The 15,975-nt window shown below is 51.7% G+C and carries 8 protein-coding genes; 6 read left to right on the top strand and 2 right to left on the bottom strand.

Going from position 1 to position 15,975, the window contains the following annotated elements; translation table 11 throughout:
* Positions 1-50 precede the first annotated feature (50 nt).
* On the top strand, positions 51-1,427 hold the full coding sequence (locus JWZ98_RS12345; protein WP_205450281.1) for a diguanylate cyclase: 1,377 nt from the start codon (positions 51-53) through the stop codon (positions 1,425-1,427).
* On the top strand, positions 1,424-2,158 hold the full coding sequence (locus tag JWZ98_RS23420) for a methyl-accepting chemotaxis protein (RefSeq protein WP_205450280.1): 735 nt from the start codon (positions 1,424-1,426) through the stop codon (positions 2,156-2,158). Before JWZ98_RS12345 ends, JWZ98_RS23420 begins: the two co-directional genes overlap by 4 nt.
* Here the strand turns inward: JWZ98_RS23420 and JWZ98_RS12335 are convergent.
* Positions 2,142-3,209 carry an IS630 family transposase gene (locus JWZ98_RS12335; RefSeq protein ID WP_205450279.1) on the bottom strand — a complete coding sequence of 356 codons (1,068 nt, stop codon included), beginning with the start codon at positions 3,207-3,209 and terminating at the stop codon, positions 2,142-2,144. The genes JWZ98_RS23420 and JWZ98_RS12335 overlap by 17 nt on opposite strands.
* A 254-nt stretch (positions 3,210-3,463) precedes the next feature.
* Between JWZ98_RS12335 and JWZ98_RS12330 the strand changes: the two genes are divergently transcribed.
* From JWZ98_RS12330 to recD, 4 genes are all read left to right on the top strand, one after another.
* Positions 3,464-3,751: a hypothetical protein gene (locus JWZ98_RS12330; protein WP_205450278.1), complete on the top strand. Its 288-nt coding sequence runs from the start codon at positions 3,464-3,466 to the stop codon at positions 3,749-3,751.
* A 246-nt stretch (positions 3,752-3,997) separates the two neighbouring features.
* Positions 3,998-7,489 carry an exodeoxyribonuclease V subunit gamma gene (gene recC, locus JWZ98_RS12325; protein WP_205450277.1) on the top strand — a complete coding sequence of 1,164 codons (3,492 nt, stop codon included), beginning with the start codon at positions 3,998-4,000 and terminating at the stop codon, positions 7,487-7,489.
* On the top strand, positions 7,486-11,157 hold the full coding sequence (gene recB / locus JWZ98_RS12320) for an exodeoxyribonuclease V subunit beta (RefSeq protein WP_205450276.1): 3,672 nt from the start codon (positions 7,486-7,488) through the stop codon (positions 11,155-11,157). The genes recC and recB overlap by 4 nt, the downstream gene beginning before the upstream one ends.
* Positions 11,154-13,127, top strand: coding sequence for an exodeoxyribonuclease V subunit alpha (gene recD, locus JWZ98_RS12315; protein WP_205450275.1), 1,974 nt, complete (start codon positions 11,154-11,156; stop codon positions 13,125-13,127). The genes recB and recD overlap by 4 nt, the downstream gene beginning before the upstream one ends.
* A gap of 141 nt (positions 13,128-13,268) precedes the next feature.
* Here recD and JWZ98_RS12310 read toward each other — a convergent pair whose 3' ends face one another.
* Positions 13,269-15,863: an ankyrin repeat domain-containing protein gene (locus JWZ98_RS12310; protein WP_205450274.1), complete on the bottom strand. Its 2,595-nt coding sequence runs from the start codon at positions 15,861-15,863 to the stop codon at positions 13,269-13,271.
* Positions 15,864-15,975 lie beyond the last annotated feature (112 nt).

Here is a 15,975-nt window from a genome sequence, read left to right as displayed (position 1 = left end):
CCCTTTTCGGCCAGCAATAACCGCAAGGCATAGCCAAATTTGAGACGCTCGTGACTGAATTTACAATTTTTCCAACGGTTGGGTCGATTGCGCAAAAACAACTTTTGCGCGCGACGTTAAATATGACTATTCGTTCGGTCTCGCAGTTGATAGACCAGCATAACGTCAGCAGCGTGGTGCTGGAGATCGGCGACGAATATTTTGTATTTTCCGTTGAAGACTTGCTGCGGCATCTGCACGCGGGCGGCAGCAGTGATGCCACCTTGGCTGAATTGACATTACGCAAGATTACCTGCGTTTTCGAAAATGAACGGGTTCTGACCGCATTCGAAATCCTCGAAAACAATGGCGACCGGTATTTAGGTGTCGTCGATTCCGCTGGGAGTCTGGTTGGGATATTGACCGATACCGACATTTTATCGGCGGTCGATCCTACCGTTCTGGTGCAAAAGAAAACCATCGGCGAGTTGGTGACCAGAATAGAGCCTGTCACCTTTACTGCGGACTGGATTTTGGATGATGTGCTGAACCATCTGCAAAAAATGGAGGATTCCATCATTGTGGTCGAAGCCAAAATACCGATAGGCATCATTACCACCAAGGATATTTTTAAACTAATTTCCGCCGCGGATACCACCGACAGACCGCTCCGGGAGTATATGACGAGTCCGGTCATTACCACCCAGGTCAGTTCAACCATTCAAGACGCGCTCGCGCAGTTAAAAACCTGTCACATCAAACGCTCCATCGTGGTGAATCTGGAAAACCAGTTGGTAGGTGTCGTTACGCAGAGTGAACTGGTGGGATTTGCCTATGGCACCTGGATTGATTTAATCAAACATCATGCCGGTGAACTCAAAGAGCTGGTGGCTATTCTGGACGCCAAGGCCAAGGGCTTTGAAAAATCCTCGTTGACCGATCCCCTTACCGGACTTGGCAATAGACGGATGCTGGATAAAAGGCTGGCCGATGAAATCGGCCGCATGCGGCGTTACGATGCCCCGGCGTTTTCGCTGTTGCTATTGGACATCGATTTCTTCAAACACATTAACGATACACACGGCCACTTGATTGGCGACGAAATCTTGAAAGCCATCAGTTTGAAACTGATGAACGTGGTCAGATGCAGCGACGATGCCATTCGTTGGGGCGGGGAAGAATTTGCGATTTTGCTGCCGCATACACTTCTTCAGGATGCCGTCGAGTTTGCAAATCGCTTGCGTACCACGATAGAAGACCATTCCTTCGTCGAGCAGATACAAGTCACTATCAGCATAGGCGTCGGACAGTTTTCCATTACCGAGCACGAAAGCCAATTCCTTGATCGCGTCGACAAGGCGCTATACCTTGCCAAGCATCAAGGCCGCAATCGGGTGGTTGCCGATACCTCGTCTGGTCCGATCCAACATCTTGTCATGCCGATATGAAACGCATAGATACTGTTTTGCTGTGTCTGGCTGTTGTCATAAACAGTGTTTGCTGGATTTGGAGTCGGCAAGCGTTGCAAACGCCGGTTGACTTTACTTTGCTATCAGTAGCTTTATTGATGGGCGCTTTAGCTTTTTCCTATCGCGGCCGTAAACATTGGCAAGACCGCCAACAGAAGCGGTTAGACGAACTTGAGTCGGTGATGACGGAGTACCAGTTTTTGTCTGATCGCGCCATGGACTACGCAGAACATCGCTTCAGCATTTTGGAACAAGACCTGGCTTTGGCTCGCGATACCATCCAAAGCTCCGCGCATAAACTATCCAATAGTTTGACAGGTCTGGAACAGCAATCGACCAACCAACGCAAGGTTTTGACCGCCCTAGTGGATGAAATATTGCAAATGGCCGGCGCCGATGACGAGCAACAACGGCAGCAGGCCGGTTTACATAAGTTTTTCGATGAAACGCATGCGCTGATTGATGAATTCGTTAAAAAAATCCAGGAAGTCAATGACTCCAGCGTGGGCATAGCCGTCAGTTTTAATCAGATGCAGAGCAAGTTTTTACGCATCGAAGATTCGCTTGACGGGGTAACCAAACTGACCAGGCAAACCGACACACTGGCCTTGAATGCGGCAATTGAAGCGGCGCGGGCCAGTCACGCCGGCCGCGGTTTTGGTATTGTTGCCGATGAAGTTAGAAAGCTAGTGCTTAATTCCGTAAGTTAGCGATAGTATTTCGTAATTGCGCACCGCGGACCTCGCGTTTCCGCCATCGAAAAGGTGTAGCCGTTGGATTGTAAGCGGCAATAAAGTCTTCAATCGCTTGCCGCAGGGCTGCGATGTTTTGGAAACTGGCGCCGCGTAAAGCTTTGCGCGACAGGATGCCAAACCAGATTTCCACCTGATTCAGCCAACTGGCTGAGGTGGGCGTAAAGTGGAAATGGACATTCGGATGCTGAGCCAGCCAGGCGTCGCATTTTTTGTGGGTACAGTAATTGTCCAGAATCACATGCAACTCTTGGCCAGCCGGCGTCTCGGCAACAATCGTGTCCATGAACCCGAGAAAATCTTCACGCCGCTTCGTTTCGGTTATCTGGGCGATGATGTTACCGGTTGCGACCTGCAGAGCTGCAAACAAATTCAGTGTCCCATGACGCTTATAGGTGCTCTGGAATCCGCGCGCGATCTTGCCACTGTCGGTTTCAACGTACCCGGTCATTCGTTCCAGCGCTTGGATACTGGGTTTTTCGTCGACACTGATGACTAAGGCATTCTCGGGCGGACTCAAATACAAGCCAACAATGTCCGCCGCCTTTACCGCAAATTCTTTGTCGGTACTGACGCACCAGGATCGCTGTCGTTGCAGACAAATCCCTTCCTTACGGAGCACGCGCCAAACCGCGTAAACCGAACTATCCAGGGCCCTAGCTACAGCGGGACCATCCCAGACGGCTTGTCCCTTTGGCGGTGGCAGTTCAAGGATTGCCAAGACACGCTGTCGAAAATGCTCATCATACGTCTTCGGTGCGCCCGGCCGAGGTTCGTCTGACAGCCCCAAAAGCCCCTGAGCCATAAAGCGGTTTCGCCACTTGATGACTGTATTGGCTCGCGTTCGGCATTGCGCGGCAACCGCTTGGACTTGCGCGCCATCCAGACAGCCCAGAATCATTCGGGCTCGCTCGACCATTCGAGCTTCTTCCGTTCGGCTCGCTGCGCGCCGCTCTAACTCTGCCCGTACTTCCGCGGAACACTCAATTTTTGGGGCTACTCGTGACATCCCTACAAGATTACATTATTAGCGCTTAATAACGCAACTAAGCACTAGCTGCTCAGACCCGGCAATTCAGCGATGAAATCCGCGCCACTCTCGATGATATCATCCAGTCCTTGCAAGAAGTGGATCGGCAGGTATCGCAAGCAGCGCAGACTGATCTAAGCCTGGCGGAACGCTCACGCGAAAGCCTAGGCAGCCTGGGTCAGGAATTGATTCAGATGACATCCCAGGCGAATGGGCATTCAACTAACATCACTGTGGCAAGCAATGAAATACAGCGGCTGGCTCAGGAAGGGGTGATGGCTATGCAATTTGAAGACATCGTCACGCAGATGATGGCTAAGATAGCCGTGGATACCAAAAATGTCGGCCATTATTTGCACGCGCTTTTAAGATTGCATCACGACCGGGAAGAGCGCGACGGTTTAGCGCGCTTCAAACAGCGCATTGCCGCCTTAAAATTATTGCTGTCGGAAACGGAAAAACAGCCGCAAGGCGAAAATCCTAAATCCACCCAGCATGCCACCGAGATTGAGTTGTTCTAGTGCTTAATTCCATAAATAAGCGATATAAAAATTAAGCTCAAGGCATTGAATATAAAAGGATTTAAGCTATCGCGTATTAGCGCGATTAAGCACTAGCTTTCACAATCGAGCTTCTATTTCCGCCACAGGGAATACAAAGGTAGACGAATAGCTAAGACTGTATTGCGGCTAATTCGCAAGGTCTCGATGCTCCAGTCAAAAGCAGCGATAATAGGCGCAGCGCCCCTATAAATTATTTCAGCCTACATGCCCGCAGCAGGTCACACCCACTCCCTCGACAACGGCATTGCCGTGATTCACTCCAATCAACTGGAAGAACTACGCGATGTGGTTGAGTACTGGCTCAGACAGCATCCGTTGCAGCCCTTGGAAAACGAGATTTTTCTGGTGCAGAGCAACGGCATGGGGCATTGGTTAAAGCAAAGTTTGGCGCAAAACTCCGCGTTGGGCATTGCCGCCGCGCTGAAGATGCAGTTGCCGTCATTGTTTATCTGGAGCATTTACCGGGCGGTATTAGGCGAGCAGATTCCCACCGAGCAATTGTTAGCTAAGGACCCGTTGATCTGGCGCTTATACCGATTATTGCCAGGCTTGTTGAAACAACCCGGTTTTGAAACTTTGGCGAGTTTTTTAACCGAGGACAGCCATTGCCGCAAACGCCACCAACTTGCCGAACAACTAGCGGATCTGTTCGATCAATACCAAGTGTATCGCTCCGATTGGGTGTCGGATTGGGCGGCAGGACAGGATGTGTTGCGCAACGGGCATGGCGAAAGCAAACCGCTGCCGAGTTCGCAACTTTGGCAAGCCGCGTTGTGGCGCACGGTGCTCGAAGATTTGGGCGAGGAGTCCTCGCCGTTTGCCAGTAGGGCAGCAGTACATGCGCAGTTCATGGCCAAGATTGATGCGTTAACAGCTCGCCCCGCCAATATGCCGCGCCGCGTTGTGTTGTTCGGTCTGTCTTCCCTGCCGCAGCAGTCGCTGGAAGTGCTGGCCAAATTGGGCCGGTTTTGTCAGATTGTGTTGTTCGTGCATAACCCTTGTCAGCATTATTGGGCCGACATCATCGAAGACAAAGAACTGCTAAAGGCCGAACGCCGCCGGCAGACGTATAAATCGGGTATGAGCGCGGCATTAAGCGATGCGGAGTTGCATTTGCAGGCACCACCTTTATTGGCGGCCTGGGGTAAACAGGGCCGCGATTATATTCGTTTGCTGGATCATTTCGATGAAACCCAAGCCTATGCCAACTGGCATTGGCCGGACAGCAAAATCGATATGTTCAAAGATTACGGAGAAGCGGGTCAGCGTAGCTTGCTGCAACATCTGCAGCAGTCTATCTTGGACTTGGACCCCTTGCCCGAGCAACCGGTATCTCTGGCCAGCGTCGATACCTCTATCCAATTTCATATCGCTCACAGTCCGCAGCGCGAAGTCGAAATTCTGCACGACCAATTGTTGGCGCGTTTCGATAGCGCAAAACAAAGCGTTAAGCCTTTATCTCCGCGAAACATCATTGTGATGGTGCCGGACATCAATACCTATGCGCCGCATATCCATGCGGTGTTCGGGCAAATTCAAAGCGACGATCCACGTTATATTCCCTACAGTCTGGCTGATCAGCAACAGCGTGGGCAAAACCCGCTGCTGCTTGCCGTGGAAGCCTTGTTGAATTTACCGGAGTCGCGGTTTGCGGTCAGCGAATTTCTGGGCTTGCTCGAAGTGCCGGCCTTGCGGGCACGGTTTGCGATTGACGAAACCGCGATCCCCAAGCTGCATCAATGGATAGAAGAATCCGGGATACGCTGGGGCTTGAATGCTCGGCAACGCGCGGAACGAGTCAATATGCCCGCAAACTTGCAGGCCAATACCTGGCAGTTTGGGCTGCGGCGTATGTTGCTGGGGTACGCGGTCGGTGCCGGCGCGGCTTTTGATGAGATTCAGCCGTATGAAGAAATCGGCGGCCTGGATGCGCAATGGCTGGGTGGTTTGGCGTTTCTCTTAGAAACCCTGGAAAAATACGCAGAGCTGTTGCGACAGGAATATGCACCTGGCGACTGGTTGCAACTATTGTCCGAATTGCTGGACGATTTTTTTCAAGTAAGCGACGAGCGCGAGCGAAAGACCTTGGAAAACCTGACAAGTTCGTTGGCTAGCTGGTCCGGGTACTGCGAACAAGCCGGTTTAAGCCAGACAGATTTATTGCCCATCGCTGTGGTGCGCGAGGCTTGGCTAGCTGGCGTCGACGAACCCTCCTTACATCAACGCTTTCTCAGCGGCCGAGTTAATTTCTGTACCTTGATGCCGATGCGCGCCATCCCCTTCCGGTTGATTTGCCTGTTGGGCATGAACGACGGCGACTATCCGCGCAATCAACAAGCGCATAGTTTTGATTTGATGAGTCAGCGCGGTCAATATCGGCCCGGCGACCGCTCGCGCCGGCAAGACGATCAATACTTGTTCCTGGAAGCGTTGCTGTCGGCGCGCGAACAGCTATATATAAGCTGGGTAGGGCGCAGTATCCGTGATAATAGCGAGCGGCCGCCTTCGGTTTTAATCAGTCAATTGCGCGATGTGCTGGCGCAGGGCTGGACGCTTGCCGACCAGCCCACCTTGTTGCCAAGCATTACCGTAGCGCACCCCTTGCAACCGTTTAGCGAAGCGTATGTCCGCAAAAATCGTGATCCGAATCTTTTTACCTATGCCCGGGAATGGTTTGCACCCGCAGTGGCTCAGCCGCTTAGCGGTCTGATCGCCTCTGGCCCGGACGATAAAACCTATTTATTGACCTTGGAATCGCTTGCGCGATTTTTGCGCGCGCCGGTCAAAAGCTTTTGCAATCAAACCCTGAAGTTTGGCTTCGATGGCCAAACGGTCACCAGTGAAGATTGCGAACCGTTTGGAATCGATAGTCTGCAAGCCTATTTATTCAGCGATGAACTGCTGCAAGGCTTAACCGCCGAGCAGCCGCATGAGACGGAAGAATTTCTGTCTCGGCAGCAGGCCGTGATGATGCAGAAAGGACAACTGCCTTTGGGTGGTTTTGCCCAAATAAGTTTCGCAGCGCTGGTCGAGCCGGTCAAAGCGGCTTGGGAGCGTTATCGTGAGTTGGCTTCGGCATGGTCAGAGGTTTTAGAACCGCATGTGTTGCAGCTAGCGCCGTTTGCATTGGCCGGCGGCGTGACGGTGCAACTGACCGGCGATCTCAGTCAACTGCGCCGGCACAGCGAGCAAGCCGGTCTGTTACATTTGACGGCGCAAACTCTGCTGAATAAGGATAAATCCATCAAATATCCGAATGTATTATTGCAGTGGCTACAGCATTTGGCGGCTTGTGCCGATGGTTTGCCAGTAAACACCTTGGTGATCGGTGCCGACACGGTGCTTGAAATGCCCGTTATCGAGCAAAATGACGCCTACCAGCAGCTGCAAGACCTGGTTGCCGCTTATCACGACGGCATGCAAGCGCCGCTGCCGGTGGCTTGCCGATCGGCATTTTGCTGGCTTGCCGCCCCTTCGGAAAGCGCGTCGGAAAAAGCCCAAGCCAGATATGAGGGCGACGAATGGAATGCCGGCGAAGTCCATTACGACGCCTATCTTGCCCGCTTCTTTCCCAACTTTGCCAGCTTGACTGCGTTTGACGCTAATAAGGATTTTGAATATTGGGCGGATAGTTTGTATCGGCCCATGTTTACGCATATCCGGGAATTACCTGAGGCAGGGGAGGCGTCGGAATGACCAACGCCATCCCGCTCAACCCCATCGAATTTCCGTTATCGGGTACCCGGCTGATCGAAGCCAGCGCCGGCACTGGTAAGACTTACACCATCGCCGCCTTATATGTGCGGTTAATTCTGGGGCACCATCCTGATAGTGCAGAACCAAGCCAATATCTGTTGCCGCCGGATATTCTGGTGGTGACTTTCACCGAGGCCGCTACCAAGGAACTGCGGGAACGGATACGCGAGCGTTTGAGTCACGCTGCGCGTTTCTTTCGCCAGCAACTTTCGACGACGGATGCATTCTTGCAACACATCCGTGCCGCTTATCCCGAATTAGACTGGCCGGCCTGCGCCCGCCGGTTGGAATTGGCGGCCAACTGGATGGACGAGGCGGCGGTTTATACCATTCACAGTTGGTGTAACCGCATGTTGCAACAGCATGCGTTCGACAGCGGCAGCTTGTTTCGGCAGGAGGTCAACACCGACGATACTGAATTGTTGAAAGAGGTGGTAAGGGACTATTGGCGTAGTTTCTATTACGACATGTCCAAAGCTGCCGATTTTCCAAGCCTGTATGCGCTGTTCAAGCACCCGGACGAATTATTACTGGCGGTGCGTTCGCTGCTGGGTAACGCCGAGCCGATAGCGTTTAGCGTGGCCGACGGTCAGCCCATCAAGGACTTGATGGCTGCGGTGGCGTCCATTAGGCAGACTGAGCTACAGGCTTTAAAGGCGCCTTGGCTCAGCTGGCTGCCGGAAGTGCGCGACCTATTGGAGGCGGCTATAGAAAGCAAAGTGCTGCCGGCAAAAAATTACAACGCCACTAATCGCCGCAACTGGCTGGACAAAATCGAGGCATGGAGTCTGGACCCTTTGCAGGATACGCTGGACATCGGCAAGGGCTTTGAGAACCTGTCGCCGGCCGGCATGGCACAATTAGCCAACCCCGGACAAACCCCGCCGGACCATCCAGGTTTTGCCGCGATAGGCAGATTACCGGCGCAACTGGCGGCGCTGCCTAGTTTAAAAGTCGAGCTGATCAAGCACGCCGTGCATTGGATTAGGCAGCGTTACGATTTTGAAAAGCAACGCATCGCCAGGATGACTTTCGACGACATGCTGATACGTCTGGATAACGCGCTGCAAGGCCGCAATGGCGACAGGCTGGCGCAGGTGATTCGCGAACAGTATCCGATTGCTTTGATCGACGAGTTTCAGGATACCGACCCGCTGCAATACCGGATTTTTTCGACGCTTTACGCCACGCCGGCCGGCGCTGATTATGCGTGTTTGATGATAGGCGATCCGAAACAGGCTATTTACTCGTTCCGCGGCGCTGATATTTATACCTATCTTAAAGCGCATAGCGACACCCAAGGTCGGCATTACACCCTGGGCACCAATTACCGCTCGACCCAGGCTTTAGTCGATGCGGTCAATCAGTTTTTTTTCCAAGCCGATCAGCAAGAGCGGGGTGCGTTTCGCTTTAAAACAGCACAAGATAATCCGTTACCTTTTCTGCCGGTTAAGGCCCAAGGCCGCAATGAAACCTGGATTATCGATAATCAAGCTGCTCCGGCGCTGACCCTGTGGCATTGGGATAGTGAGGATGCGGTCGGCATGCCGGCTTATCGGGAAACACTGGCAGAGGTGACGGCCAGCCAGATTGTCAAATTACTGAACTCAGCTGACGCGGGGCAAGCCGGCTTTAGCTCGACATCCGGCATGCAGGCTTTGCAGCCTGGGGACATCGCCATCCTTGTTCGCAGCGGCACCGAAGCGGTGGCGATCCGCAACGCCTTGGCGCGCCGACGCTTGCGCAGTGTCTATCTGTCCGAGCGCGATTCCATCTTCGCCAGCGGAGAAGCGGTCGACATGTTGCTTTGGTTAAATGCCCTGGCTGAGCCGCGTAATGAGCGCAAAGTGCGTGCGGCCTTAAGCTGCGCGACCTTAGGCTGGTCTTACCAGGCGTTGCGCGAACTGGCCTTGGACGAACCCGGCTGGGAACTGCATCTGGAACGCTTTCTGACGTATCAACAACGCTGGCAACAGGACGGCATTCTGCCGGCTTTGCGGCAATTGATTAACGATTACGGCTTACACGCGCGTCTGGCTGACGACAGCGAAGGTGAACGGTCCATTACCAATCTGCTGCATCTCGCGGAGTTGTTGCAACAAGCCAGCATGCAACTGGAAGGCGAGCAAGCTTTGATCAGGCATCTGGCCGAGGCTATCGAGGCAGGCGGCAGCCAAGCCGGCGATGATGGCATCATCAGGCTGGAAAGCGATGCCAATCTGATTAAAGTTGTCACGATTCATAAATCCAAAGGCCTGGAATACCCGCTGGTATTTTTGCCGTTTATTTGCAGTTTCAGGGAAGTCGGCGGTCGATTCAATGCCTACTACCGTTATCACGATGAGAACCAGGATTTGCAAATCGACTTGCATAAACAAGAGCGCATCAAAGCCATCAGCGAGGAAGAAAGATTACAGGAAGATTTGCGCTTGCTGTATGTGGCAATGACCCGAGCCCGCCATGCTTGTTGGCTGGGCATTGCGCCGGTCAAATCCGGCAGTACCAAGGATTGCCAGTTGGAAAAATCGGCGATGGGCGCCTTACTCAATTGGCAGGCCAAAATGCCCAATAGCGCCTTGGCCGAGAAACTGCGTGAACTGAAAGGCAGCTGCGCAGCGATTTCGATAACGCCTCTACCGGAAATTGACGACGCGCGCTACAGCCCGGTTTTGGCTGACGAGAGTAGGGACGAAGCACGCGTGCCGCTTAGCAAAGTATCCAGTAATTGGTGGATAGCCAGTTATAGCGCCTTGCACGTCGAGGACCGCCTGACGCCTGGGGAAGATTCGTCTCAGCCATTGCCGGAGTTTGAAACTGCCCATGACGATAAGCAAAACGACGAAGCCGAAATCGCTGCGGCGCTTAGTAAACCCTTGTCCGGTGTCCACGCTTTGCCCAGAGGCGCCGGTCCCGGCGTGTTGATTCATGATCTGCTGGAGGAGTGCGCGCAATGGGGGTTTTCCAACGTTTCGGCAAATCCAGCCTTAAGACAAGAATTGATTCAAAAGCGATTTATCGGCGGCGAATGGGAGAACAAACATGCCGTCATCGCTTCGGCCTTGGCGCACTGGTTGAACATGCCCTTGCTGCAGGACGCCAAGCTTAGTTTGGCTGCGCTCGAAACCAATGCCTATCAAGCCGAGCTGGAGTTTCTGCTGGGCGCCGATACCGTGGACACTGAGGAACTAGACCGCTTGGTCTGCCGCCACACCTTCGGCGGACAAGTGCGTCCAAGTTTGTTACCCGGCCAAGTAAACGGACTGTTAAAAGGTTTTATCGACTTGGTGTTCGTGCACGATCAGCAGTACTACGTGGTCGATTATAAATTCAACAGTTTGGGTGCCGATGAGGCGGCGTATACGCAGGAGGCCTTGACTGCGGCCATGTTGGCTAAGCGTTACGATTTGCAAGCCTGCTTGTATTTATTGGCCTTGCATCGTTTGCTGAAAGTCAGGTTGGCTGCTGCTTACGATTACGAAACGCACATCGGCGGGGGCCTGTATTTGTTTTTAAGAGGCGCGCTAGGGCCAACGGCGGGATGCGTATTCGATAAGCCAGCCAGGGCATTGATCGAGCGCTTGGATGCCTTGTTTGGAGCATCGTCATGATTCGGCAAGCGGCGGCAATCGACAGCATGCAGCACTGGGTAGCAAAAGGCTGGTTGAGTCATTTGAATCGCGCCTTCGTGGGCTTTTTGTTGGATCTTGAACCAAACGCGACCGACGCGGTGCTGTGGGCGGGGGCTTTGGTTAGTCATCAGCTGGATAGAGGCGAAGTTTATTTGGACTTGGAAAAACTCTGTGAGCAGCCGGGGATGACGCTGGCCATTCCGACCGATGATGCTTGGACGGTCGAGCAGGATGCCGCGGCGGCCGAATTGGCGCGCTTAAAAGTTTACAGTCTTGAGCTGTGGCAAGCGGCTCTATCGCAATCAAGACTTGTGTCATCAGGAGAAGGCGATACGCCGCTGGTTTTAGCCGGTAACCGACTGTATTTGCGGCGTTATTGGCGCTATGAACAGATCACGCAAGCCTGTATTAAGCAACGACTGCAACCGGCGCGGAATAGCCTGCCAGACTCATTATCGGAACGCTTGCAAAGCCTGTTTCCCACCAGCCCGGAAAGCCCGGATTGGCAAAAAGTCGCTTGTGTCCTGGCGTTGCGGGCGCGATTCGCCATCATCACCGGCGGGCCGGGTACCGGCAAGACCACTACCCTGACCAAACTGTTGGCGCTATTGATTGAACTGGCGCAACAAAATAGCGAACACTCCAAGCCGCTAAATATTTTACTGGCGGCACCCACGGGTAAAGCGGCGGCCAGAGTCAGCGAGTCGATTGCCAAAGCGCTCGACAGCTTGACTATCGACGAAAGTATCAAACAATGTATCCCTAGAAAAGCCAGTACTTTGCACCGTTTGCTGGGCAGCCGGCATGATTCGCGGCGCTTTTTGCATAATCGCCATAATCCTATCGTCGCCGACATCGTGATCGTCGATGAGGCGTCGATGATCGATCTGGAAATGATGGCGTCGCTGTTGGAGGCCTTGCCGGCAAACACTCAATTGATCTTATTGGGCGACAAGGACCAATTGGCATCCGTCGAAGCCGGTTCGGTGATGGGGGATTTATGTCGTGGCGCCGAACACGCGGCCTATGATCAGGAAACGCTGGCGTGGATAAGCCGCTATGCCGGCGAACAGCCCAAACCCGCCGTAGTGCCCGGCTCTGCCATCAATCAACAAACTGTTATGTTGCGGCACAGTCATCGTTTCGATGCCCACAGCGGCATCGGCCAATTGGCTAAAGCTGTGAATCAGGGCGATGCCTTGCAGGCTCAGGCGATCTTAGCTGATACGGCACAGTACCCGGATTTGCTACCCGAACCGCGTGCAGAATATATCGTCTTACGCCAACATCCAACTGCGGACGCCGCCAGTAGTTTGTTAAGAAAGCTGGTGATTAATAGCGGGGACGCAGCCCACCGAGGTTATGGCTATTATTTGGCGCAAATCAATCATGGCCGGCCGGACAGTGCGGAGCGGTACGACGAATGGGCCATGCAAGTGTTGACCGCCTTCGATGCGTTTCAAGTGTTGTCGGCATTGCGGCGAGGACCGTGGGGCGTGGAAGGCCTAAATCAGCGCATTGAAGAATGGTTGTTCGCCAAAGCCAAGCAGGCGCTGTGGTACGAAGGCCGGCCGGTGATGATCACCCGCAACGATTACAACCTGGGCTTAATGAACGGCGATATTGGGATTGCGCTGCGAGACAGTAGCGGCAAGCTTAAAGTCGCATTTCCCAGTGCCGACAATAGTGCCGAGCCATCGGCCAATCTGAAAATACGCTGGATCTCGCCAATGCGCCTGCCGGATGTGGAAACCGCCTTCGCCATCACTGTGCATAAGTCGCAAGGCTCTGAGTTTAATCACGTGGCCTTGGTCTTGCCGGAAAACATCAGCCCGGTGCTCACCCGCGAATTAATTTACACCGGCATCACCCGTGCCAAACAACACTTTAGTTTGCTGGAAAGCAGCGACGGGGTGTTTGCTAAAGCTATATTAACCTGCCGTAAGTAGTAATAAAGCAAAGCCCATATGTTTGAATTTTATAGGTAACATTTTGGGCCATGGATTCAGAGAGACTAACGCCACTTCCGAATGATGGTTTTTGGAACAAGGTCCTACAATTTCACGATATTTGACATTCCTTGTGTTGAATTAAAGCAACGGCAGTATGCTTACGACTTTCAAATTACCCTTACCGCCGATATATATCCGACCAGCATCTGAAATATGCACATCGCCAAGCGCTTCTTTATCTGATCGATATTGCCCAATCAGTGCAAAACGCCCGTTCGGTTTGTTTTTAAATACTGCAACATTCTTGTCGAAAACTGCGGTTAGTAAATTTAGCCTCTCATTGGCAGTGAAATGTTGAGAACCCGATGACCATGAGTAGCCGAAAAGTTTAGTCGGTGGTTCGGCAACACGATATTTGTAAAGTCCACCAACTCCGCTCATTACAGTTTTATCAGATAGGCCGATGAGTTTAGGGCCAAATTCCTCGGAAGAAGCGTTATTGAATATTGTAGTGGGCTTACAGGGGTCTTTAATATCATAGTAATAAAAGCCCCCAGAGCTGGAAACAATTGCGATTTGATGAGCATCGTCAAACTCAGTGAATGAATAAGCGAATATTGGAGAGCCACCTTCAGTTTTAAATGGGTTACTACAAATTAATTTCGTAGCGTCTTTCCCAACTTTATACACTAAGGTTCCGCGATCTAAACTATCCGGAAGGCGATTACGTTCTTGGAGAAATAAATATTCTCCGTCGCGTGATAAATGCAGGGTCATGAACGAACCATCGATTCTCTCGATGAGTTTAGGCTGTTGTGCATTAGAAATATCGACAATAAATAGACCATATTTTTTGTCGGCTGGTGCTCCGTCATACCATAGGCTGATTAAATACACCGTTTTGCCATCCGGGCTCACAGCAAAATCGTCAGCTTTGATTGCTGGAAAATGCGAAATAACTTTCGGCTTATCTGGATCGGCAAGCGAAAACAAATAAACGCCATGCACATCATCGGGAACCAGTTTGTCCCACGGAGTAACGGAAGCCAATAAAACATCGGGTCGCAATGGGGCTATGGTTAATTTATTGATGTAGCCGTCAACGGGAATGATCGAAGATAATTTCACTTCATTGATAGTTGCCTCTGGAGTATACGCAGGTAAATTTTGCTCCAAACCGAGTGATTTTAAATATGTCTCGTTTTCCTTGTTCTTTGCCATGACGACGGCAAAATCCAAAGCATTGAAACCGCGTTCATCGGCAGCGTTCAAGTTGGCGCCATGCTTGATTAGCAATTTCAGCATGTCGACATCGGCGTGCTGCGCGGCATGCATCAACGGGGTTCTTTTGGTGTGACCAAGGTTGGGATAGACGCATTCATCGCCGTTTCGGAGTTCTGCCGCCGATTTATAGGAATGGTTTACGTCGGCCTTATGAGCTAATAGAAGTTCTGTCGCTTCGTGATCGTTTTCGCCAATGGCGTAAAACAACGCGGTCTTGCCAAAGTCGTTCGGCACATTCACCGATATTTGCTTTTCCAATAAAAAACGCAGACTTTCGTGATTACCAATAGATAATGACAGCAAGGGTTCCGCGCCGTTCTCGAAACCTGCCAAATCCGAGGAACTGAGTTTATCGATCAAAGTCGCGATAAAAGCTTTTGGCCGATCATGCAGCAAGGCCGCTTTCAACGCTTGGTATATTTGTTGTTTGGGGATGGGCTGACCATTATCGGTGGTTTCAGCCAGTTCGGTCTTCAAGTCTTCAAGGGTCGTCTGCGACTCCCTAACTAGCTGAACGAGTTTGGATTCCGGGGTATAGGCTTCGCTTGGAAAACTTCCGGCGGCTCTGCCGACAAGGCGCATAAGCGCATGCCTGGCAGCCTCTGTGGCTTGCGTTTCCGTCATGTTTAAAGAACTTTTATAATGCGTGGCTAGCTTAGGTAATGCCTTGTCAAATTCGGAAAAAAACTGTTTGTGCATCTGAGAGTTATAGAGGCTTTTTTCTGACCACTGCTGGAAATAACCCAGCAGGTTTTTATGGAGAATAGCGGGCCTTAGGCTGGCAAACGAACGCTCGTCGTCCGGATCTTGATCAATTTTTGCTTGCTCAAGGAAAAGCAACGGAGCGAAGCCGGCCTTTGCCAAATCAAAATGGTAGTAACGCCAATGCGCATGAATGATCGAACCGGAACAGTGTCTGTGGCCAAACGCCTCCTGGCGTATCGATTCAGTCAAATCGAGTAGGTTTTTCATAAATGGCAATGATGCCAAGCTTTCAGGGCAGCCGTAATCGACCTCAATTGGCGAGTTGTGCCCGGAACCCAAATCGATGCCTTCGATAAAAATCTTTTCTGGAAATTTGCGCATGTTTTCACAGCTTATAATGCCATCGGCAAAAGGATCCAGCGCATCGATTCTGTCGGTGTAGGCTTGTTTTAAGCAGGCTTCGTCCGAGCATGCATTTCGAGTATGTTTTAACCAATGCTTTTGTTCGGCAACCAAACGGTCTTCGTCGGCATTGCTTGGTTTTTGACTGTTTTCTTCAACCGGCTTAAATCGTTTCCGCTGATTAGAATAGGTTTCTTCTAGCTTTGAATCTAACTCCGAAAGCTGCTGAGTTCCGCATATGAGCTTTTCAATATTCGTTTTAGCTTTACTGCAATCAAAGCTGGCCGACAAAGAAACGTTAGAAAAACTTGATAACACCAACAGCAACAAAATCCTGAACATATGCAGATATCCAAATCTAATTGTCAAAGATACTGAGAGTAGCAAAGATTTAGCTCACGAACTATCGCGTTAGCATTGCGTTGAAGATGTTCAAATGCGATTGGCTGCTCTC

Origin of the sequence: Methylomonas sp. EFPC1 (assembly GCF_016925515.1) — a bacterium.
Taxonomy (GTDB): domain Bacteria; phylum Pseudomonadota; class Gammaproteobacteria; order Methylococcales; family Methylomonadaceae; genus Methylomonas; species Methylomonas defluvii.
This window is presented reverse-complemented; position numbering and strand designations above follow the sequence as displayed.